At 73.2% G+C, this 21,248-nt stretch carries 17 protein-coding genes; 10 read left to right on the top strand and 7 right to left on the bottom strand.

Annotated elements, in window-relative coordinates:
* Window positions 1-125 precede the first annotated feature (125 nt).
* The 3 genes from AB0B83_RS10340 to AB0B83_RS10350 all read left to right on the top strand — a co-directional run bounded on the left by AB0B83_RS10340 (window position 126) and on the right by AB0B83_RS10350 (window position 2,677).
* Window positions 126-824 (top strand): lytic transglycosylase domain-containing protein, encoded by a 699-nt coding sequence (locus tag AB0B83_RS10340; RefSeq protein WP_357577891.1) that lies wholly within the window; start codon window positions 126-128, stop codon window positions 822-824.
* A 112-nt stretch (window positions 825-936) separates the two neighbouring features.
* On the top strand, window positions 937-1,590 hold the full coding sequence (locus tag AB0B83_RS10345) for a rhomboid family intramembrane serine protease (protein WP_151455782.1): 654 nt from the start codon (window positions 937-939) through the stop codon (window positions 1,588-1,590).
* Window positions 1,591-1,708: 118 nt separating this feature from the next.
* Window positions 1,709-2,677, top strand: a complete 969-nt coding sequence (locus AB0B83_RS10350) for an NAD(P)/FAD-dependent oxidoreductase (RefSeq protein WP_151455781.1) — start codon at window positions 1,709-1,711, stop codon at window positions 2,675-2,677.
* A 132-nt stretch (window positions 2,678-2,809) separates the two neighbouring features.
* Here the strand turns inward: AB0B83_RS10350 and AB0B83_RS10355 are convergent, their stop codons facing one another.
* Together AB0B83_RS10355 and glpX are read right to left on the bottom strand one after the other, a co-directional pair.
* On the bottom strand, window positions 2,810-3,769 hold the full coding sequence (locus AB0B83_RS10355; RefSeq protein WP_357577912.1) for a DMT family transporter: 960 nt from the start codon (window positions 3,767-3,769) through the stop codon (window positions 2,810-2,812).
* Window positions 3,770-3,783: 14 nt separating this feature from the next.
* Window positions 3,784-4,815, bottom strand: a complete 1,032-nt coding sequence (gene glpX, locus AB0B83_RS10360; RefSeq protein ID WP_132233372.1) for a class II fructose-bisphosphatase — start codon at window positions 4,813-4,815, stop codon at window positions 3,784-3,786.
* Window positions 4,816-4,967: 152 nt separating this feature from the next.
* Here glpX and AB0B83_RS10365 point away from each other — a divergent pair, with 152 nt between their 5' ends.
* The 3 genes from AB0B83_RS10365 (at window position 4,968) to AB0B83_RS10375 (ending at window position 7,709) form a co-directional block, all read left to right on the top strand.
* The gene (locus tag AB0B83_RS10365) at window positions 4,968-5,681 is read left to right on the top strand and encodes a DUF4245 family protein (protein WP_357577892.1); all 714 of its coding nucleotides are present in this window, start codon (window positions 4,968-4,970) and stop codon (window positions 5,679-5,681) included.
* Window positions 5,682-5,798: 117 nt separating this feature from the next.
* Window positions 5,799-6,608, top strand: coding sequence for a hypothetical protein (locus AB0B83_RS10370; protein WP_357577893.1), 810 nt, complete (start codon window positions 5,799-5,801; stop codon window positions 6,606-6,608).
* Between the two features lie 246 nt (window positions 6,609-6,854).
* The gene (locus AB0B83_RS10375) at window positions 6,855-7,709 is read left to right on the top strand and encodes a hypothetical protein (RefSeq protein ID WP_357577894.1); all 855 of its coding nucleotides are present in this window, start codon (window positions 6,855-6,857) and stop codon (window positions 7,707-7,709) included.
* Window positions 7,710-7,941: 232 nt separating this feature from the next.
* Here AB0B83_RS10375 and AB0B83_RS10380 read toward each other — a convergent pair whose 3' ends face one another.
* Entirely contained in the window at window positions 7,942-8,154 is a 213-nt protein-coding gene (locus tag AB0B83_RS10380) for an exodeoxyribonuclease VII small subunit (RefSeq protein WP_357577913.1), read from the bottom strand.
* Between the two features lie 85 nt (window positions 8,155-8,239).
* On the bottom strand, window positions 8,240-9,460 hold the full coding sequence (gene xseA / locus AB0B83_RS10385) for an exodeoxyribonuclease VII large subunit (RefSeq protein ID WP_357577895.1): 1,221 nt from the start codon (window positions 9,458-9,460) through the stop codon (window positions 8,240-8,242).
* Window positions 9,461-9,591: 131 nt separating this feature from the next.
* On the opposite strand from xseA, the gene AB0B83_RS10390 reads away from it, so the two are divergent.
* Both AB0B83_RS10390 and AB0B83_RS10395 read left to right on the top strand, forming a co-directional pair.
* The gene (locus AB0B83_RS10390; protein ID WP_132233380.1) at window positions 9,592-10,581 is read left to right on the top strand and encodes a 4-hydroxy-3-methylbut-2-enyl diphosphate reductase; all 990 of its coding nucleotides are present in this window, start codon (window positions 9,592-9,594) and stop codon (window positions 10,579-10,581) included.
* Window positions 10,582-10,623: 42 nt separating this feature from the next.
* Window positions 10,624-11,079, top strand: a complete 456-nt coding sequence (locus AB0B83_RS10395) for a hypothetical protein (RefSeq protein ID WP_357577896.1) — start codon at window positions 10,624-10,626, stop codon at window positions 11,077-11,079.
* A gap of 253 nt (window positions 11,080-11,332) precedes the next feature.
* Here the strand turns inward: AB0B83_RS10395 and AB0B83_RS10400 are convergent, their stop codons facing one another.
* Window positions 11,333-14,602, bottom strand: a complete 3,270-nt coding sequence (locus AB0B83_RS10400; protein WP_357577897.1) for a S8 family serine peptidase — start codon at window positions 14,600-14,602, stop codon at window positions 11,333-11,335.
* Window positions 14,603-14,764: 162 nt separating this feature from the next.
* On the bottom strand, window positions 14,765-15,943 hold the full coding sequence (locus tag AB0B83_RS10405; RefSeq protein ID WP_357577898.1) for a DNA recombination protein RmuC: 1,179 nt from the start codon (window positions 15,941-15,943) through the stop codon (window positions 14,765-14,767).
* A gap of 185 nt (window positions 15,944-16,128) precedes the next feature.
* On the opposite strand from AB0B83_RS10405, the gene AB0B83_RS10410 reads away from it, so the two are divergent.
* Entirely contained in the window at window positions 16,129-17,277 is a 1,149-nt protein-coding gene (locus AB0B83_RS10410) for a hypothetical protein (protein WP_357577899.1), read from the top strand.
* A gap of 194 nt (window positions 17,278-17,471) precedes the next feature.
* Entirely contained in the window at window positions 17,472-18,239 is a 768-nt protein-coding gene (locus AB0B83_RS10415) for a hypothetical protein (protein WP_357577900.1), read from the top strand.
* Window positions 18,240-18,439: 200 nt separating this feature from the next.
* Here the strand turns inward: AB0B83_RS10415 and ppc are convergent, their stop codons facing one another.
* Window positions 18,440-21,226: a phosphoenolpyruvate carboxylase gene (gene ppc / locus AB0B83_RS10420; protein ID WP_357577901.1), complete on the bottom strand. Its 2,787-nt coding sequence runs from the start codon at window positions 21,224-21,226 to the stop codon at window positions 18,440-18,442.
* Window positions 21,227-21,248 lie beyond the last annotated feature (22 nt).

Here is a 21,248-nt window from a genome sequence, read left to right on the forward strand (position 1 = left end):
CCAGCAGTCACCGGGGTACGTCGGCTGCGACCGGCACCGGGTCGGGGCGCTCGCGACGCGCGGACGCGACCCACCCGGGTTGACGCCCCGCGCCGTGTCCTTGCACCCGACGAAGGGACCACTTCGTGAGTCGGCTGTGGAGCCGGTTCGGCGCCCGTACGGCCGCTGTCGCACTGCTCTCCGTGGGCGTTGCCGGCGGTGTCTACCTGGGTGAAGACCGACAGACCCAGCAGCAGGGCCTGACCGCGCAGGTCGGTGCCGCTGTCGAGCAGGCCGAGTTCGAGTACCAGCGCGAGCGGCAGGCCGCCCAGCAGGTGCAGTCCGCGAAGCAGCGGACCGCCGAGTACCAGGCGAAGCTGCGCGCCGCCGCGGCCGCCAAGGAGGCCGCCAAGCGCGCCCGCGAGGCCGAGGCCGCCGCCGCGTCGCGGAAGAAGGCCCGCGAGGCCGCCGCCAAGGCCGCGGCCGAGAAGGCCGCCGAGAGCAAGCCGTACGACGGGCCGATCCCGGCCTCCTGCGCCGAGTTCAGCGGCAACCGTGAGGTCGGCTGCGCGCTCATGGTGAAGGCGGGCTTCGGGATGGACCAGTTCCCGTGCCTGAACAAGCTCTGGGACAAGGAGAGCGGCTGGAACCACAAGGCCCGCAACCCCTCGTCCGGGGCGTACGGCATCCCGCAGTCGCTGCCGGGCAGCAAGATGGGCTCGGTCGCCGACGACTGGCAGACCAACCCGGCGACCCAGATCAAGTGGGGCCTCGGCTACATCGAGGGCCGCTACGGTTCGCCCTGCAAGGCCTGGGCCCACTCGCAGGACGTGGGCTGGTACTGATCGACCTCCGACGGCGGGGTGTGTGGGCGTCCACACACCCCGCCCTCGTCGTTCCGGGTACGGATCGCCGCAGAAGTGGCGGCTGCGCCCGACACCTGATAGCTCTTGACGGGTGACCCTGCACCCGGGAAGCGGCGACCCGCACCGGTTCGGCACCGAGGCGTTCTACGCCGCGCTCGGCCGGGCCTTCGTCGCCATGTGCGCGGTGGTGCCGTTCCTCTTCCTCATCGAGGCCCTCGACCAGGGACTCGCGGTCGGTCTCGACGCTACGGCCGGAATCATCCCGAAGCGCATCGACGGGCTCGACGGGGTCTTCTTCTCGCCCTTCCTGCACCACGGCTTCGACCACCTCTACAGCAACAGCATCCCGCTGATCCTGCTCGGCACCTTCGTACTCGCCGCCGGCGCCCGCCGCTTCCTCTGGTCGACGCTCGTCATCATCCTGGTCAGCGGGCTGGGGGTGTGGTTCACCGGCTCGTCGACCTCCGTGGTGGTCGGCGCGAGCGGGGTCATCTTCGGCTACCTGGGCATCCTGCTGACCCGGGGCATCGTCGAACGGAGCTGGTGGAACTTCGCGGTCTTCCTGCTCGTCGGCCTGCTCTACGGCTGGCAGCTGGTCGGCATCCTCCCCACCGACGAGCGGATCTCCTGGCAGGGTCACCTGTTCGGGCTGCTCGGCGGGGTGGTCGCCGCGATCATCTTCCGGCGCCGCCGGGGAGACCTGGGCGGCCCCCACCGCTCGGAGTCCACGCTCACCATGCCCTGAGCGTCGACGCGCCGGTGCCGCGCGGCGCCGGTGAGACATGCTTGCCCCGGGCGCGCCGCCGGCCCTACCGTCGGGATCAGCACGCGTTGATCCGTGAGCGGAAAGCGACGGTACGCACATGCGCGAGGTCGATGTCGCGGTGATCGGGGCCGGCCCCGCCGGGCTGTTCGCGGCCTACTACGCCGGATTCCGAGGGCTCTCCGTCGCGGTCGTCGACGCGCTGCCCGAGCCCGGCGGCCAGATCACCGCCATGTACCCGGAGAAGCTGATCCACGACGTCGCCGGCTTCCCGGCGGTCAAGGGGCGGGACCTGGTGGCCAACCTCGTCGCCCAGGCGGCTCCCTTCGACCCGTGCTACCTGCTCGGCACCCGCGCCGAGAAGCTCTCGTACGCCGACGGGCAGCCGGTGCTCGGCCTCGCCGGGGGCGGGCAGCTGCGGTGCGGGGCGGTGATCGTCACCGGTGGGCTGGGCAGCTTCACGCCCCGCCCGCTGCCGGTGGCGGAGCACTTCGCCGGCGCCGGGATCGTCTACTTCGTACCGCAGCCGACGGAGCTGGCCGACCGGGACGTGCTGATCGTCGGTGGCGGCGACTCCGCCTTCGACTGGGCGTCGACGCTTGAGCCGCTGGCCCGCTCGGTGACGGTGGTGCACCGGCGGGAGAAGTTCCGGGCACACGCGGCCACCGTCGCCCGGGTGCTGGGGCTGCCGGTGCGCGTGATCGTCAACGCCGAGGTGACCAGGCTGCACGGCGACGGCACGGTCACCGGCGCCGAGATCACCGTACGCGGCGGCGCGGCCGAGCTGCTGCCCGTGGACACGGTGGTGGCCGCCCTCGGCTTCACCGCCGACCTCGGCCCGCTGGCCGAGTGGGGGCTGCGGCTGGACCGCCGGCACATCGTCGTCGACAGCGCGATGGCGACGAACCTGCCCCGGGTCTTCGCGGCGGGCGACATCACGGAGTACCCGGGCAAGGTGCGGCTGATCGCGACCGGCTTCGGCGAGGCGGCCACGGCGGTCAACAACGCGGCGGTGGCCATCGACCCGAGCGCGCACCTGTTCCCCGGGCACTCGTCCGACGGCACCTGACGCACCGCTGCCGGACGCCGCCCCGGCCGCGACGGCGCGGGCGCGGGGCGTGGTCGGCGCCGGCCGGGCTCCGGTGCGGCGGGCCGCCCGGCACCGGCGGGCCCCGTCCGGCACGCCCATCGGCGTGCGGCGTCAGCGGCCGGGGCGCGGCGGCGGGGCGAGGGCGGCGACTCCGACCGCGACCAGGGTCAGCGCCGCGCCGAGCAGGGTGACGGGCCCCGGGCGGGAGGCCGCCGTGGGCAGCAGCAGGTCCAGCAGTACGGCGCCGACGATCTGCCCGGCGATGGTGGACAGGCCGAGTAGCAGCACGCCGGTGAACCGGACGATCGCCGCGGCGATCGCGATGAACACGATCCCGATCGGCCCGCCCAGGTAGAGCCACGGCTCGGCCGGCGCGCCGCCCGCCGGCCAGCCCCGGAGCGCGACGTCGACGGCGAAGGCGACCAGCAGGGCCACCGTGCCGACGGAGAAGTTGACGAGCGTGGCGGTCAGCGCGCTGCCGGCGGCCATCCGTACCCGGCCGTTGACCGCCTGCTGCCAGGCGATGGCCACCCCGGCGAGCAGCGGCAGCAGGGCCAGCACGAGGGTGCCCGGGTCGCCGAGCCGGTCGCCGACGGCCAGTAGGACCGCGACCACGGTCAGCGCCGCGCCGGCCAGCCGCTGGCCGGTGACCGGCTGGCGACCGCCCGGACCGACCCCGGCCCGGTCGACGGCCAGGCTGCTGCCGGACTGGCCGGCGACCACCGCGACGGTGAAGACCGCCACGCCGAGGGTGCCGATGGTCAGCCCCTGGGCGGCGACCAGGAGCGCGCCGCACGCCCCGCCGAGGCAGTGCCACGGCCGCAACGTGCCGTCGGTGAGCGCGCCGCGCAGGGCGACCAGCCCCCGCCGCCCACCCGGGGTGGCGGGGACCAGCACCAGCAGCACCAGCAGGCCCACCCCGAACGAGACGACCGCGGCGGCGATCCCGTCGGCCAGGCGTACGCCCAACTCGCCGTTGATCCGGGACTGCACGGCCACGGCCAGCCCGGAGGCGGTCGCGAGGCCCACGCCGGTGATCCGGCGGGCCGCCGACGTGGCTGGGGTGGCCAGCGTCCCGGCGACGCTCACTCCTGCTCGGCCAGCGGGCGGCCGTCGAAGTCGACGGCCGAGTAGAGCGCGAGCTTCTCCAGCCGGTGGTACGAGTCGATCACCCGGATCGTGCCGCTCTTCGAGCGCATGACGATCGACTGCGTGTACGCGCCACCGGCCCGGTAGCGGACGCCCCGCAGCAGGTCGCCGGAGGTGACGCCGGTGGCCACGAAGAAGCAGTTGTCCCCGGTGACGAGGTCGTCGGTCGTGAGCACCCGGTCCAGGTCGTGCCCGGCGGCGAGCGCCTTCTCCCGCTCCTCGGCGTCGCGCGGCCAGAGCTTGGCCTGCATCGCCCCGCCCATGCACTTCAGCGCGCAGGCGGAGATGATCCCCTCCGGGGTGCCGCCGATGCCCATCAGCACGTCGACGTCGGACTCGCCCCGGGCCGCCGCGATGGAGCCGGCGATGTCCCCGTCGGAGATGAACCGGATGCCCGCCCCGACCCGGCGGATCTGCGTGACCAGGTCGTCGTGGCGGCTGCGGTCCAGCACGCAGACCGTGACCTCGGAGACGTCGGTGCCCTTGACCTTGGCGATCCGGCGCAGATTCTCGGCCACCCCGGCGTTGATGTCCACCACGTCGGCGTACGCCGGGCCGACGGCGAGCTTCTCCATGTAGAAGACCGCGCTCGGGTCGAACATCGCGCCCCGCTCGGAGACGGCGAGCACCGCCACCGCGTTCGGCATGCCCTTGCTCATCAGCGTGGTGCCGTCGACCGGGTCGACGGCGACGTCCACCTCCGGGCCGGTGCCGTCGCCGACGTGCTCGCCGTTGAAGAGCATCGGGGCGTTGTCCTTCTCACCCTCGCCGATCACCACGACGCCCCGCATGGGGATCGAGTTGATCAGTTTGCGCATCGCGTCGACGGCGGCTCCGTCGCCGCCCTCCTTGTCACCCCGGCCGACCCAGCGACCGGCGGCCATCGCCGCGGCCTCGGTGACCCGGACCAGGTCGAGGGCGAGGTTGCGGTCGAGATCCTGTGGGATCCGCGTCCTGGTGTTCGTCATGACGGCTCCTCCTCGCGACGTTGCGGGGCGGCAGGGTGCGGCGTCGCCGCTGCCGGGTTTGTCGCTGATCCTCACACGATCGCTCACCCGGCGCGGGGTCGGGGCGGTGATGGCCCGGATACGGCCGGTCGGGAGGCTGCGAAGATGGTGGGGTGGAAGCCGCACAGCCTGCCGATCGCGTACCCGCCGACTCGACGCCGCCGGACGGCCAGCCGCCGGTCGCCCCGACCCGGGCCGCCGCCGTGCCGGAAGGGGAGCCGGCGCTTGTCGAACCCGCCGGCGCCCCCGGGGCGGCCCCGCCCGACGGCGGGGCGGAGACGGGCGAGCGGCCCGCGCCGCCGCCCGCGGTCGACACCCGCAAGTCGGAGCGCTCGCCGAAGGACATGGCGATCTCGCTGCTCGTGCTGCTGATCCCGATCGCCCTGCTGCTCGCCTTCTACCGGGGATTCCTCGGCGGCGACCAGCCGACGACCGTCGACCCGGCGCCCGCCCTCGAATCGGCGCGGGCCGCCAACGCCTTCCCGGTCAGCGAGCCGGCGGAGCTGGGCGACGGCTGGCGTACGGTCAGCGCGAACTTCCAGACCGTCGAAGGCGGGTCGAGCCTGCGCCTCGGCTATCTCACGCCGGAGGGGCGGGCCGCCCAGTTGGTGCAGAGCAGCGTGCCTCCGGAGCGGCTGCTGCCCGCCGAGCTGACCGCCGAGGGGCAACCGCAGGGCCAGACGGAGCTGGGCGGGCGTTCCTGGCAGCGGTACACCGCCCGCGGCAACGAACAGGCCCTGGTCCTGCTCGAACCGAACCGGACCGTGATCGTGGTGGGCGACGCCCGGGACAACGAACTGCGGCACCTGGCCTCGGCGATCCGGTAGCCCGCTCCCACGGCTGCCCCCCGGGTGTCGGTCGGATCGGCTACGCTGCCCCGGCTCACTGCCCGGCGGCGGAAGTCCGCCAGGTGCTCATCGTTTCGTGAAGAGAGACAACTAACTGTGAACATTCGACGGTGGAGCGTCGGCGTGCTCGCCGCCACCCTGCTCGTTCCCGGCCTGACTGCCTGCAAGTCGGACGATCCCGCGCCGACCGCCGCGGGCTCGGCGGCGTCGGCCGTGCCGGCCGACCCCAAGGAGGCGCTGCTCGCCTCCACGAAGGAGATCGAGAAGGGCAACTTCACCTTCACCCTCACCGGTGCCGGGCTGAGCGGCAAGGGCCTGGTGCACAAGCCCAGCAACAGCGCCCAGTTCAGCATGAAGTTCGACGACGAGTCCGGCGGCATGTCGATGGGCATGGAGCTGATCTACATCGAGCCGGACAGCTGGGTGATGCTCGACCTCGGCGAGCTGGGCGCCATGATCCCGGGCGCGGAGAAGTGGAAGGGCAAGTACCAGCACCTCGACCAGTCCAAGGTCAAGGGCGCCGGCGAGCTCAGCCGCTACATGGAGGAAGTCGATCCGGCTGGAAGCGCGAAGCTGACCAAGGGCATCACCGAGGTGCAGAAGACCGCCGAGGGCAGCTACACCGGCAAGCTCGACGTGTCCGCCGCGGGCGACGCCGCCACCCTGGACGCCGACCTGGTCAAGGCCCTCGGCGCGCAGGCCAAGACGCTGCCCTTCACCGCCAAGCTGGACGCGGAGGGCCGGCTCACCGAGCTGGTGATCTCGGTGCCGGCCGCCGGTGAGACCAAGGCGCACGACATCAAGGTCACGTACGCGGACTACGGCAGCGCCACCGCCGCGCAGAAGCCGTCGGCGGACAAGGTGGTCGAGGCGTCCCCCGAGACGTACGAGATGTTCAAGAAGTAACAGCGACACACGGAAACGGGGCGGCTCCGGCCGCCCCGTTTCCGCGTTCCGGCGTCACCCGTCCGGGGCAACCGGACATCCCGGTGATTGTGCGACGCGGCGACAGGGAACAGGAGTGGGGCGGACCCCGGACCGGTCGCCCCGGCAGCCGGCCTCAGGGGGGTTCGCGCGGCGCAGCCGACGTGGTGCGTCGCCCGGTTTCCGGCCGCCGCCAGGTGCGTCGGGTGACCCATGTGGGAGACACGTATGACTGTTCGACGCCTGAGCGCCGGCCTGGTGGCCGCCGCCCTCTTCACTCCCGGCCTGGCTGCCTGCAACTCCTCCGGGACCCCGACGGCGGGCTCGTCCGCCTCCCCGACCGTCTCGGCGTCCGGCACGCCCGCGCCCTCCGGCAGCGCGGCCCCGGCGTCCGGTGACGCCAAGCAGGCGCTGCTGGCCTCCACCCGTGAGATCAGCAACGGCAACTTCCGGTTCACCATGTCCGGCGTCGGCTCGACGGCTGAGGGACGGGTGCACGAGCCCACCCAGAGCGCCGAGATGCGGGTGACGATCGGCAAGCCGACCGACGACCTGTTCATGAAGCTCGACCTCGTCCACTACAAGCCGGACAGCTGGGTGAAGGTCGAACTCGGCGGCACGACCGCCAACAGCGTGCCGGGGGTGCAGAAGCTCAACCTCGGCAAGTACCAGCACCTGGACCAGACCCGGATCAAGGGCAACCGCAACCTCGGTTTCGACTTCGACAAGGTCGACCCCGCCGGCAGCGAGGTGCTGACGCAGGGCATCACGGAGGTACGCCAGACGGGCGACGGCGCGTACGCCGGCACGATCGACGTGTCGAAGGCGGCCGAGGCGGGTTCGGTGGACCCGACGGTGATCACGGCCCTCGGGGCGCAGGCGAAGTCGGTGCCGTTCACCGCGAAGCTCGACCCGCAGGGCCGGCTCAGCGAGATGGTCATCCAGATCCCGGCCGCCGGCCAGAACAAGGCGCAGGACATCAAGATCACGTACTCGGACTACGGCAGCGCCACCGCCGCCCAGAAGCCCCCGGCGGACCAGGTCGTCGAGGCCCCCGCCGAGCTCTACAACCTCTTCAACTAACCCCACCCCCCGGCGCGCTCCCGCCCGCCCGCGCCGATCATGCAGTTGTGGTGGGTGACACAAGGTGCAGAACGCCCTGTATCGCCCACCGCAACTCCATGATCGCCGGGCGAGCCAGGGTCCGAGCGGGGGCGCGCGGGAGCCCGGGCGGGGCGAGCGGGGGCCCTAGCGGGGGCGCGCGGGGGCCCGGGCGGGGCGTGCGGGGGCCTTAGCGGGGCCCGGGCGGGGGAGGTCAGGAGGCGGGGTCCTGGCGGGCGGCGTCGATGCGGGCGCGGGCGCCGTCCAGCCAGCGCTGGCAGGTATCGGCCAGCTTCTCGCCGCGCTCCCAGAGCGCCAGTGACTCCTCCAGCGTGGTGCCGCCGGTCTCCAGCCGCTCGACGACCGACGCCAGCTCGGCGCGGGCCTGCTCGTAGCTGAGCTGTTCGGCCTTCTTCTCGTCAGTCATCGCTGCCATCCCACCACATCGTGATTCCGTCGCCGTTCAGCGTCGACCGTCGCGGCCGGCCCGCCCTCGTGTGTTCCGCTTCCGTTCAGCCGTCGACCGTCGCGGCCAGCTCGCCCTCGGCGAGGCGTACCCGGAGCGGGTCGCCCTTGCCGACCTCGGACGCGGCGCGCAGGACCTGGCCGTCGGCGCGCTGGACGATCGCGTAGCCCCGGTCGAGGGTGGCGGCGGGGGAGAGAGCGCGCAGCCGGGCCAGGGTGTGCCGCAGGTCGTCGTCGGCGGCAGCGAGCCGGTGGTCCAGGCAGCGCCCGGCCCGCTGGCGCAGCCCGGTCAGGTCGGCGAGCCGCTGGTCGACCATCACCTGCGGGCGGGCCAGCACCGGTCGGGAGCGCAGGCCGTCGAGCCGGTGCGACTCGCGGTCCACCAGGTTGCGCACCGCGCGTTCGAGGCGGTGCCGGGCCTGCCGGATGACGCGCACCTCCTCGGTGAGGTCCGGAACCACGCGCTTGGCGGCGTCGGTCGGCGTCGAGGCCCGTACGTCGGCGACGTAGTCGACAAGCGGCGCGTCGGTCTCGTGGCCGATCGCGCTGACCACCGGCGTGCGGCAGGCGAAGACGGCCCGGCAGAGCGCCTCGTCGGAGAAGGGCAGCAGGTCCTCGATGCCACCCCCGCCCCGGGCGATGACGATCACGTCGACGGTCGGGTCGGCGTCCAGCACCTTGAGCGCGTCGAGGATCTGCGGGACGGCGCTCGGCCCCTGCACGGCCACGTTGACCGTGCGGAACTCCACCGCCGGCCAGCGCCGGCGGGCGTTGGTCAGCACGTCCCGCTCGGCGGCCGAGGCGCGACCCGTGATCAATCCCACCCGGTTGGGCAGGAACGGCGGCCGGCGCTTGCGCGCCCGGTCGAACAGCCCCTCGGCCGCGAGCAGCTTCTTCAGCTTCTCCAGCCGGGCCAGCAGCTCGCCGAGGCCGACCTGCCGGATCTCGTCGGCGCGCAGGCTCAGCGTGCCCCGGGCCGCGTAGAACTCCGGCTTGGCGTGCAGCACCACCCGGGCGCCCTCGCGCAGCTCAGGGGCGCCGACGTCCAGGACGTCCCGGTTGGTGGTGACCGTCAGGCTCAGGTCGGCCGACGGGTCCCGCAGCGTGAGGAAGACGGTGCTGGCGCCCGGCCGGCGGCTGATCTGCGCCACCTGCCCGTCCACCCACACCCAGCCCAGCCGGGCGATCCAGGCGCCGACCTTCTGGCTGACCACCCGGACCGGCCACGGCTCCTCGGACGTGCTCCGCCCCACCTCGCCTGTGTTCACCCGCCCACCCTACGGCCCGTCCCGGACAGTTCCGCGCGGCTCGGCCGGGGGTGGGCGGCGGGCGGCCGGCATCGCGCCGTGGTGGAGTCGCGGCCCGTGTCGCCCGCTCTGGCGGCACGTACGATGGGCGGGTGACTCAGGCTGAAGTGACGTCCCGGACCGGCAAGCGCGTGATCCTGGCCAAGCCCCGCGGCTACTGCGCGGGCGTGGACCGCGCGGTGCAGACCGTGGAGGAGGCACTCAAGCTCTACGGCGCCCCGATCTACGTACGCAAGCAGATCGTGCACAACAAGCACGTCGTGCAGACGCTGGAGGCCCAGGGCGCGATCTTCGTGGAGGAGAACGAGGAGGTGCCGGAGGGCGCCACCGTCATCTTCTCCGCGCACGGGGTGGCCCCGGAGGTCTACGAGCAGGCCCGGACCCGCTCGCTGCGGGCGATCGACGCGACCTGCCCGCTGGTCACCAAGGTGCACCAGGAGGCGAAGCGGTTCGCCGCCGAGGACTACGACATCCTGCTCATCGGCCACGAGGGGCACGAGGAGGTCATCGGCACCTCCGGCGAGGCCCCCGAGCACATCCAGCTCGTGGACGGCCCGGAGGACGCCGACCGGATCACCGTCCGCGACCCGAACAAGGTCGTCTGGCTCTCCCAGACCACCCTCTCGGTCGACGAGACGCTGGAGACGGTGGCCCGGCTCAAGAAGCGGCTGCCCATGCTCCAGTCGCCGCCCAGCGACGACATCTGCTACGCCACCTCCAACCGGCAGCACGTGGTCAAGGAGATCGCGCCCGAGTGCGACGTGATGATCGTCGTCGGCTCGGCCAACTCCTCCAACTCCGTACGCCTCGTCGAGGTCGCCCTGGACGCCGGGGCGCGCGCCGGGCACCTCGTCGACTTCGCGCACGAGATCGACGACGCGTGGCTGGAGGGCGCGCGCACGGTCGGCCTGACCTCGGGCGCCAGCGTTCCCGACCAGCTCGTCCAGGAGGTCCTCGCCCACCTCGCCGCGCGTGGCTTCACCGACGTCGACGAGGTGGTGACCGCCAACGAGCGGTTGACCTTCTCGCTGCCGCAGGAGCTCAAGCGGGACATGAAGGCCGCCGCCGCGGCCCGTGGCTGACCGGCGGGAACGGTGGGCGGTCCCGCTGCGTCAGACCAGGGTATGAGGACTCTTCGGCTCGCCGTCTCCGCGCTGGCCGTCTGCGTGGCGCTGAGCGCCTGCGGCGGGCAGGACGGTACCGGCGACACCCCCACCCCGACCCCGACGGGAGCGCAGCCGGTGACCAGCCCGCCCAGCCCTGATCCGAGCAGCTCCGTGGTCCCGCCGACCCCTGGCGACCCGGTGGACCCGACGGGGCCGGCCCTGCCCCCGCCCACGAGGCCCAGCGGCGGGCCGACGAAGACGCCGCCGGCCGGCGGCACCACCCTGACCGGGACCGTCACCTCCGGGGTGGAGCCCAACTGCCTGCTGCTCGACAACTACCTGCTGATCGGCGGCCCGCGTGACCTGCTGAAGCCGGGCGCCAAGGTCACGGTCACCGGCCGGGTCCAGCGCGACCTGCTCACGACCTGCCAGCAGGGCACGCCCTTCCTGGTCGAGACCGCCCGCCGGGGCTGAGCGGCACCGCCCGCCGGGGCTGGGCGGACGGCCGTCCGCCACACGTGGGTGCGCCTGCCCACCAGGGGCGAGCGCGTCCGTCCGTGGCGGCGTCGGGCGGGCTGAGCCCCCTGCGTCGCGACGGACGTGGCGAGCGCGTCCGTCCGTGCTGGGTCGGGCGGCCCGAGCACCCCGCGTCGCGGCGGAGTTCACCGTAACGGGCGGAGCCCGCCCCCGGGTGGGGACGGGCTCCGGTGTTCCGGTGCGGGACGGGTCAGTTCACGGCGCCGATGGAGACGGCACCGCGGCCGACGACCGCGCCCTCGGTGGTCACCACGGACAGCTCACCGAAGAGCGCCCGACCGGCGACCGGGGTGGACTGGGCGGTCACCGTACCGGTGAGGGTGGCGGTGGCGCCGTGGGCCAGGTTGAGCGGGGTGGCGGGCGCCGAGAGGCTGCCCAGCGCCGCCGCGGAGAACGAGTCCCGGTAGTCGTAGGCGGTGCTGCCACCGGCCCCGTCCACCGCGTAACCCTCGACGACCACCCGGTAGGTGCCCGCCGGCGGGTTGTTGATGGTCACGGCCTCCTCGGAGTCGCCGTCGGCGGCCCGACCGACCTCCGCGGTACCGCGGAAGACGTAGAGGTCGAGGTCGGCCGCGGCGCTGGCCGGGTTGCCGATCCGGGCGGTGAAGCGGGTCGCGCCCGCCGGCACCTCCACGGTGTACTCCTGCGACGCGCCCTCGACGATGGTGGGCCGCTCAGCGTGGACGCTGGAGAGCGGGCCGCCCTGACCGGTCACCGCGACCGGGCCGAAGGTGTTGGTCAGCGACCAGGTCACCGGGGTCGCCGCACCGGCGGTGACCGACGGCAGCTCGACCACGGCCGGCTCGACCGCGACACCCTGCACCCGCGCCGTGAGCTGGAACGGGTTGTTCAGCGACGGCGAGGTCCGACGGGACTCCACCTCGATCTCCCAGACCCCGGCGATCGGGTTCTGGTAGTCGCGCTCCTGCGGCTTGCAGGCGTTGGCGTCGGAGAAGTTGGTGTAGCAGGCGAGGCTGGAGGTGCTCTCCACCGGTACGCCGTACGGGTTGAACGCGATGAACCGGGTCTGCGAACCGGTGGCGATGCCGGAGAGGTTCACCTGGAGGGCGCCCGTGCCCGGCGGAACCGTCACGAAGTACGACGTGAAGCCGTTCCGGTCGACCGAGCCCTCGGCCGAGAAGGAGAAGTTCGGCTTCTTCACGTCGTTCGAGGCCACGACGACGGTGGAGACCTCGAAGTCGACGACCGAGGTGGCCGGGTCGTCGATCGTCATGATCGCGCCGTGCGCGCCGGCGGTGGCGGGCTTGGCGGTGACCGGGACGGTGACGGTCTTGTTCAGCGGGAGCGAGACGGTCTTCGGCGCCGTGAAGGTGCCGTCGTTGCCGCGCAGACCCACGTTGTGCTTCACGGTGCCGGCCGGCCCGCTGGTGCGGGTCAGCTTGACCTGGTAGCTCTTCGACTGGCCGATCCGCTGCCCACCCTCGGTGGAGGCGCAACGGTTGTAGAGGCCGGTGCCCAGGTTCGGGGTGCCCAGCTGACCGGACAGGACGGTGCAGACCGGGGCCTCGGAGGTGTAGGAGCGCGTCTCCACGCCCTTGCGCAGCAGCTTCCACGCGCCCGGCACGTTGAACATGCCGTAGCCCTGGGCGTACGTCGGGACGTCCTTGATCGGCTTGGCCGAGGTGTAGATCGCCCGGCGCAGCGCGGCCGGGGTGACGCCGTTGTCGGTCGCCTTGGCGGCCGACAGCAGCAGCGCGGCGGCGCCGGCGGCCTGCGGGGAGGCCATCGAGGTGCCGTTCAGCATCGCGTAGCCCGGGGGCAGCGCGTAGCCGGCCTCGGGGACCGCGTTGCCGGCCTGCCAGGTCGGGGCGGTGGAGATGGCCGAGCCGGGGGCGGCGATGTTCGGCTTGACGCCGCCGTCCTCGCGCGGGCCGCGGGAGGAGAAGTTGAACAGCGCGTTCTTCTTCTTCACCGCGGAGCCGTAGTTGGCCAGCCAGGTGTCCTTGCTGATGCTCGCCGCGACGCTGACCACGTTGGCGGCCACCGACGGGTCGCCGATGGTGTTCAGGCCCGGGCCGGAGTTGCCGGCCGAGATGAACATCTGCACGCCGTAGGTGGTGATCAGGTTGTTGTACAGCTCGGCGCGGGCGTTGTTGCCGTCGTTCAGCGCCGGCAGACCGCCGATCGACATGTTGACCACGTCGACCTTGCGGTTGATCACCAGGTCGGCCATGCCGGTGGTGAGGGCGGCGTAGGTGCAGCCGCCGCCCCACGAGCAGGCGCGGGCCGAGACGAGCTTGGCGCCGGGCGCGGCACCGTCGAAGGCGCCGTTGCCGAGCATGTCGTTGGCGGCGGTGATGCCGGCGACGTGCGTGCCGTGGGTGCTCTCGACGATGCCGATGTTGACGTAGTCCACCAGGCCGGGACCGCCGACGGGGGTGGTGTCCACGTCCTCGCGGTACTCGACCACGAACGGGATCCGCTCGACCACCGGGGTGGCCGCGTTGTCGGTGCCGAAGTGTCCGACGTCGAACTTCTCCTTGTACGGCCGCATCATGGCGTCGTCGGTGAAGTCGTTGTTCTGGTTGACGTCCACCCAGATGTTGTGGGTGGCCGGGTCGTAGAGGATGCCGAACGTGTCGGTCCGGTCCCCGTCGCGGTTGACGTCACCGGCCGGGTCGCTGGCAGCCGTGATCGACTCGGCGAACCGGTTGAACCGGTAGGTGCCCGCCGGGGCCGTCCAGGTCGCGCCGCCGGAGGTGAACGTCGGACCGGTCACCTCGGTGAGCATCGGGCGCCAGGTGGCGTCCTCGAACGGGTCCGTCGCGGTCACCCAGTCGACGATCTTCCGCTCACCCGTGGTGGTCTTCTGCAGCGCCGGGTGACCGAGGTCCACACCGGAGTCCATGATGCCGATCGTGACGCCGCGGCCGTCCCACTGGGGGTTCTTGGCGACGAAGTCGACCGCGCCGATCTCGTTGGTCGGCATGTAGGGGTTGGCGGCCGGGGTGTCGGCCCCGGGGCCGGTCAGCGTCGTGGCCTGCTTCGCCGCCTTCTTGCCGGAGGGGGCGACCTCGGGCGTCGGGTCGGGCAGCTGGATGGTCTCGTCGAGGTCGACGGCGGAGACGCCGGGCAGCGTGGCCGCCTTGACCACCTTGGAGGTGGGGACCTTGGCCAGGACGTAGCCGATGCTGTCGTACCGCTCGGTGACGGCCGCGCCCAGGTTCTTGAGGTCGGCGGCGACGTCCTTCGCCTCGCCCTTCTTGGTGGCCACGATCAGGGTGACGGTCGGGGCCTTCTTCGCCTCAGCCTCGGCGAGCAGCTTGGCGTCGTGCGAGCCCAGCGCCTCCACAGGGGTGGCCTGGGACGCGTCGGGTGCGGCGGTCGGCGCGGCGCTTGCGGTGGCGGCACCACCGGCCACCGTCACCGCGCTGGCCGCCACGACCGACGCGAAGAGCGCGGCGGAGGTCCGCCGGCTCAGGTTTCGGGGTTTGCTCACGTTCTCTTTCCTCCAGAGAACAGGGCCCTCAGATGCAGGGCACGCGTGAGGCGAATCCTTCGCGCTGCCGCTGGTCACTGTCACTACCGTGGAGTTCGTTGTGACCACTTCGTGACATGGGTGGGCGTCCATTGTCACATCGGCGATGATAGGTATCGGCCGTCAGTCCAGTGCCGACCGACCGGTCGGCGCCCCGGCCTCGGCGTTTCCGAGCAGTTCCGGGGCCTGCGGCTGACGGGGCGCCAGCTCGACCTGCGCGGGCGCGGCCAGCTCCTGGTCGGAGACCCCCAGCTCGGCAAGCTTGCGGGCGCTGACCAGCACGCGCGCCTCCAACGACCCCACGGCCCGGTTGTACGCGGTCACCGCGCCGCCGAGCGACGAGCCGAGCTTGCCGACGTGCTCACCCAGGGTCGACAGTCGCCCGTAGAGCTCCCGGGCCAGCGAGTGCACCGCGACCGCGTTGCGCGCCAGCGCCTCCTGCCGCCACGAGTAGGCGACCGTACGCAGCAGCGCGACCAGGGTGGCCGGGGTCGCCAGCACCACGTTGCGGGCGAACGCGTGCTCCAGCAGCGTCGGGTCGCGTTGCAGTGCGACGTCGAGGAACGGGTCGGCCGGCACGAAGAGCACCACGAACTCCGGCGTGCTGTCGAACGCGGCCCAGTAGGTCTTGGCGGCCAGCGCGTCCACGTGTCCGCGCAGGTGCTTGGCGTGCGCGTCGAGGTGCGTGTCGCGGCCCCGCTCGTCGCGGGCCTCCATCGCCGTCAGGTAGGCGTCGAACGGCGCCTTGGCGTCCACCACCACCGACCGGCCGCCGTGCAGCCGGACCACCAGGTCGGGACGGACCCCCTGGTGGTCGGTGGCGGCGGTGACCTGCTCGGAGAAGTCGCAGTGCTCCAGCATGCCGGCCGCCTCGACGATCCGGCGCAACTGGTGCTCGCCCCAGCGGCCCCGCACCTGGGGTGCCCGCAGCGCCGCCACCAGCTGCTTCGTCTCGGTACGCAGCTCGCCCGAGACCGTGCTCATCGCGCGGACCTGCTCGCGCAGTTCGGCGTACGCGTCGATCCGGTCGTGCTCCAGCTCGGCGACGCGCTGTTCGTAGCGGCGCAGCGTGTCGTGCAGCGGCGCGACGGCGCGGGCCACCGCCTCCTGGGACTGCGCGGTGGCCTCGTAGCTCAGCGCCCGCATGGACTGTTCGAGCCGCCCCTCGCCCTCCCGGGTGGCCCGCAGCGTGGCGTCCAGCCGGGCGATCTCGGTCGCCGAGCGGGTCCGGGCGGCGTACCAGCCCGCCGCGCCCCCGGCGCAGAGGCAGACGATCACCACGGCCAGCGTCGAGAAGTCCACCCCCGGAGCTTGCCAGACCGGCGCGCCACGCGCCGCCGTGCCGCTCTCGTCGCACCCGTCGCCTTTGTCGCGGATGGACGTTGTGGCCGATCGTGCCGAGTGGCGTGGCGGGGTGGGGCCGTTCCGGGCAGACAGGAAGCGGCGACATGGCCCAGAGTGACGACAGGACCTCGGAGGGAGACGACATGGCTGATCGGTTGCGTCCCGTACGGACACTCGTCGCCACAGCGGCGGGAGTCCTCCTCGCCGGCCTGGCCGCGCCGGTCGCGGTGGTCGCCGCACCGCCCGGCGGTGCCGTCGGCTGGCGGGACCTCGGGACGCTGGGCGGCGACTGGAGCGTCCCCGTCGGGCTCACCGACTCCGGGCTGGTCCTCGGCGACAGCCAGACCGCCGACGGCCGCATCCACGCGTTCGTGTGGCGGGACGGGACCCTGACCGACCTCGGCACGCTGGGCACGGACAGCCACGGCGCCGCCGTCAACGAGCGGGGCGTGGTGGTCGGCACCACCGTCCTGGCCGACGGGCGGACCAGGCCGTTCCGGTGGCGCGACGGCGTCATGACCGACCTCTCCGCCGTCCACGGGCCGTCCTCGGCCGTCGGCGTCAACGAGCGCGGCGAGGTGATCGGCACGAGACACACCGACGACAGCGGCCAGTACGGCCGGGCGTTCCGCTGGCGCAACGGGATCAGCACGGACCTGCCCGGTCGCGGTGGCGACACCCTCGCGGCGGCGATCAACGATCGCGGCGACGTCGTCGGCTTCACCAACAGCGCGGACGGGTCCAGCACCGAGGCGGCGCTGTGGCGCGACGGCAGGCTGGTCCGGCTGACGCCGCCAGCCAGCGCGACAAGCATGGCCACCGGCATCAACGACCGGGGCCAGGTCGTCGGCACCATGCGGGTCGACGGCTCCGGATGGCACGCCTTCCTGTGGTACGAAGGTGTCTTCACCGACCTCGGCACCGACAGCTACCCGGTGGGCGTCAACGGGCGCGGGCAGGTCGCCGGCAGCGCGCAGACCCCGACAGACATGCGCGCCGTGCGGTGGCACCACGGCGTCGTCACCGATCTGGGCACCCTCGGCGGCTCCTACAGCCAGGCCATGGCGATCAACGGCGCCGGCACCGTGGTCGGCGAGGCGACCGTCGCCAGCGGCGCGAAACACGGCGTGGCCTGGGCGCGGGGCCGCAGCGTCGACCTCGGCCCGCTGGATCTCGGCCGCTCCGGCGGCCGGGTGGGCTTCGTCAACGACCGTGGGCTCGTCGCCGGCCAGCTGGCCGCCACCGGCGGTGATGTGCACGCCGTCGTGTGGAACCTCGGCCGGCGACACTAGCCCGGCCTGCCCCTGCCTGCCGCTGCCCGGCCCGCCGCTGCCCTCGCCCGGCTGGGCCCGGCTCGGCCCTGCCCTCGCCCGGCTAGGCCCGGCTCGGCCTGGCCCGGGCCTCCTCGGCTCTGCCTCCGATCCGCGCCGCCGAGCTGCGTCGATCGGAGGCGTGGCGCTGGCCTGGCCTGGGTAACGTCGCAGACATGAGATATCTGCCGCTGCTCATCCTCGTGGTGCTGCTGGTGGGTGCGGTCGTCTGGTGGCGTCGGGAGAGCGCCGCCCGCGCGGAGCGCCGCCTCGCCGACGCGCGGGCCGACGCCCAGCGCTGGTACGAGCGGCTCGGCGGCCAGGTGATGAACCTGCACGGCGACCACCCGGCCGTGCGTCAGGCGCTGGTCGACGCCGGGGAGCGTTACAACGCGGCCGGCAGCCAGTTGGAGCAGGCCCGCAGCGTCGAGCAGTACCGCCTGGCCCGGGAGACCGCGCTGGAGGGGCTGACCTACGCCCGGGCGGCCCGGGTGGCGCTCGGCATCGACCCCGGCCCCGAGCTGCCCCCGCTGGCCGCCGCGCAGGGCGCCGGGCAGCTCACCCGGGAGCGTCAGGTCGACGTGCAGGGGCAGACCTTCAAGGCCGGCCCGCAGCCCGGCCGCGACACCCCGTACTACTACCCGGGCGGGCGCTACCAGGGCCGGCCGGTGCCGGCGGGCTGGTACTCCACCCCGTGGTGGAAGACCGCACTGGGCGCCGGCGCGGGTGTCCTCGGCGGCGTGCTGATCGCCGACGCGCTCTTCTCGCCCGGCTTCGGCGACCCCGGGTACGGCTACGAGGCCGGCTACCAGGAGGGCTTCGGCGACGGCACCGGATTCGGCGAGCAGGGCGGTGACTTCGGCGGCGGCGGTGACTTTGGCGGCGGCGGAGATTTCGGGGGCGGCGACTTCGGCGGCGGTGACTTCGGCGGCGGCGACTGGTAGGGCCGACGCCGACGGCACGACCGACACTGACAGCACGACCAGCACTGACGGCGCCACCGGTGCCGGCGGCACGGCCGACACCGGCGCCGGCGGCACGGGCGGCACGACCGGCATCGGTGGCGCTGGCCGGCTCGGCGGCGCCGTAGAGGAAGGGCACCCCTCCGCTGCGGGAAGCGCGGAAAGGTGCCCCTCCTCGCTGCTCAGCCCGTGTTGCGCATGCCGGCGGCGATGCCGTTGACCGTGGTCAGCAGCGCCCGCTCCAGCGCCGTACCGTCGCTCGGCGCACGCCGGCCGCCCGGCGCCGTGGCCACCGCCCGGCCCGCCGCCCCGGACTCCCGGTACTGGCGCAGCAGGGCCACCTGGAGGTGGTGCAGCGGCTCCAGGTACGTGTCGCGGACGGCCAGGGTGCGCTGGAGCACCGGGGAGTTCTCCAGCAGGGCCGGCGAGGAGGTCACCGCCAGCACCTCCTGCTTGGTCAGCTCGTACTCCTGCTCGATCTTGTGGAAGATCGGGTGCAGCTTCTTCGGCACCAGCGTCTCGACGTACCGGCGGGCGATGCTCAGGTCGGTCTTGGTGAGCATCATCTCGACGTTCGACAGGAACGTGCGGAAGAAGTGCCAGTTGCGGTGCATCTCGGCCAGCACGTCCTCCATTCCCGCCTCGCGGGCCGCGGCCAGCCCGGAGCCGACCCCGAACCAGCCGGGCACGATCTGCCGGGTCTGGGTCCAGCCGAACACCCACGGGATGGCGCGCAGCCCGGCGAGCCCGGCCCCGGTGTTCGGCCGCTTCGCCGGCCGGGAGCCGATGTTCAGCGCGCCGAGCAGCTCCGTCGGCGTCGACGCCCAGAAGTACGCGGGCAGGTCCGGGTCCTCGACCAGCGACCGGTACGACCGGAAGGCCGAGTCGGAGACCAGCTCCATGGTGGCGTCCCAGCGTTCCAGCATCTCGGCGGGCTGCCGGGGCGCGGTGTGCAGCAGGGTGGCCTGGAGCACCGCGGCCAGGGTCAGCTCCAGGTTCTCCCGCGCCAGCGACGGCAGCGAGTACTTGTCGGAGATGACCTCGCCCTGCTCGGTGACCTTGATCGCGCCGTCCAGCGTGCCGTACGGCTGGGCCAGGATCGCCTCGTGCGTGGGCCCGCCGCCGCGACCCACCGTGCCGCCGCGGCCGTGGAAGAGCCGCAGGTGTACGCCGTGCCGGGCCGCCACGTCGCGCAGCGCGCGCTGGGCCCGGTGGATGGACCACTGGCTGGTGGTGATGCCGGCCTCCTTGTTGGAGTCGGAGTAGCCCAGCATCACCTCCTGCACGTCGCCCCGCGCCGCCACCAGGGCCCGGTACGCCGGCAGCGAGAGCAGCTCGTCGAGCAGTTCGCCGCCCGTGTTCAGCTCGGCCGGGGTCTCCAGCAGCGGCACGAAGCCGATCCGGGACCGGCCGCTGTGCACGTCGATCAGGCCGGCCTCGCGCGCCAGCACCACGGCGGCGAGCACGTCGTCCACGCCGAGCGTCATCGAGACGATGTACGACTCGATGACCTCGTTGCCGAACCGGTCCTGCGCCTCGCGGATGGTGCCGAACACGTCGAACGTCTTGCGGGTCGCCTCGGTCAGCGGGGTGTCCAGCGTGGAGAGCGGCCGGCGACCGGTCAGCTCGTCGGCGAGCAGCTTCGTGCGTTCCTGCCGGCTCAGCGACGGGTAGTCGGAGACCTCGCCGACGGCCGCGTAGAGCTGGGCGAGCACCGCGTGGTGCGCCTCGGCGTGCTCCCGGACGTCCATGGTCGCCAGGTGCAGCCCGAACGCGGAGACCGTACGGATGGTCGAGGCGAGCCGGCCCACGGCGGTGAGCTGGCCGGCGTTGCGGGCCAGCGAGGCGCGCAGCAGCTCCAGGTCGGCGACCAGCTCGGCGGAGCCGCGGTAGTCCCGCCCGGGCACGTGCGCGGTGCCCTGGCGCAGCCGCTGCCGGGTGTTGGCCAGCTTCGCCTTCACGCAGCGGGCCTTGAGCCGGTAGGGCTCCTCGGCGTTGACCCGGCGGAACCGGGCCGCCACCTCGGGCAGCGCGTCCAGGTCGGTGGCGAGGCTCGCGGAGAGGTCGAGCGACACCCCGCGCAGCCGCCGGGACACGGACACCTCGTCGATCAGGTGGTCCATCGCCTTCTCGGTGGCCGCGATGCCGTGCTCGTGCTGGATCGTCAGCACCTCGCGGGTCACCGCCGGCGTGACGAACGGGTTGCCGTCGCGGTCGCCGCCGATCCAGGTGCCGAAGGACAGCGGCCGGGCGGTCGGGGAGGTCTCCACGCCGAGGGTGCGCAGCGTGTCGGCGAGGTCGTCGAGGACCTGCGGGGCGGCCTCGGCGTACAGGTCGCGCAGGTAGTAGATGGCGTTGCGGGCCTCGTCGGTCGGGTCCGGCCGGTCCAGCCGCAGCTCGTCGGTCTGCCACATCAGGTCGAGCAGTTCGGCGAGGCGGCGGTTGGCCGGGCCCTCGTCGCTGGCGCCGTAGAGGATCGCGTTCGCGGTCTCGGTGTCCAGCTCGTCGGCGATGGCGCGCAGCTTGGACAGGATCGACCGGCGGGCCGCCTCGGTCGGGTGGGCGGTGAAGACGGGCCGTACCGCCAGCCGCCGGGCCGCCGCGGCGATCTCCTCGGCCGGCACCCCGCGCTCGGCGATCATCTTGGCCGCCTGGTCCAGCCAGCCGCCCTGCACCGCCCGGCGGCGCCGCAGCTCCCGGGCCCGGTGCACCTGCTCGGTGATGTTGGCCAGGTGGAAGTAGGTGGAGAAGGCGCGGGCCAGCTTGGTGCCGGTGGTGACGTCCAGGCCGGCGAGCCGCTGCGCGGCGGTGGGGGCGTCCGAGCGCACCTGGGCGCGGATCTCCTCGACGAGGTCGAGCAGCGGCCGGCCCTCCTGGCGGGCGAGGGTCTGCCCGAGCAGGGTGCCGAGGCGGCGGATGTCGGCCCGCAGGGCGGCGTCGGGGCCGTCGTGGTCGTGCTGGTCGGTCACGATGCGCTCCTTACGCGAGTAC

Source organism: Micromonospora sp. NPDC049060, from assembly GCF_040649055.1.
GTDB classification, from domain to species: Bacteria; Actinomycetota; Actinomycetes; order Mycobacteriales; family Micromonosporaceae; genus Micromonospora; species Micromonospora reichwaldensis.

Coding starts and splice junctions, on each gene's coding strand:
- AB0B83_RS10350 (WP_151455781.1), top strand. CDS start 1,709: ATGCGCGAGGTCGATGTCGCGGTGATCGGGGCCGGCCCCGCCGGGCTG.
- glpX (WP_132233372.1), bottom strand. CDS start 4,815: ATGACGAACACCAGGACGCGGATCCCACAGGATCTCGACCGCAACCTC.
- AB0B83_RS10375 (WP_357577894.1), top strand. CDS start 6,855: ATGACTGTTCGACGCCTGAGCGCCGGCCTGGTGGCCGCCGCCCTCTTC.
- AB0B83_RS10380 (WP_357577913.1), bottom strand. CDS start 8,154: ATGACTGACGAGAAGAAGGCCGAACAGCTCAGCTACGAGCAGGCCCGC.
- AB0B83_RS10395 (WP_357577896.1), top strand. CDS start 10,624: ATGAGGACTCTTCGGCTCGCCGTCTCCGCGCTGGCCGTCTGCGTGGCG.
- AB0B83_RS10410 (WP_357577899.1), top strand. CDS start 16,129: ATGGCTGATCGGTTGCGTCCCGTACGGACACTCGTCGCCACAGCGGCG.
- AB0B83_RS10415 (WP_357577900.1), top strand. CDS start 17,472: ATGAGATATCTGCCGCTGCTCATCCTCGTGGTGCTGCTGGTGGGTGCG.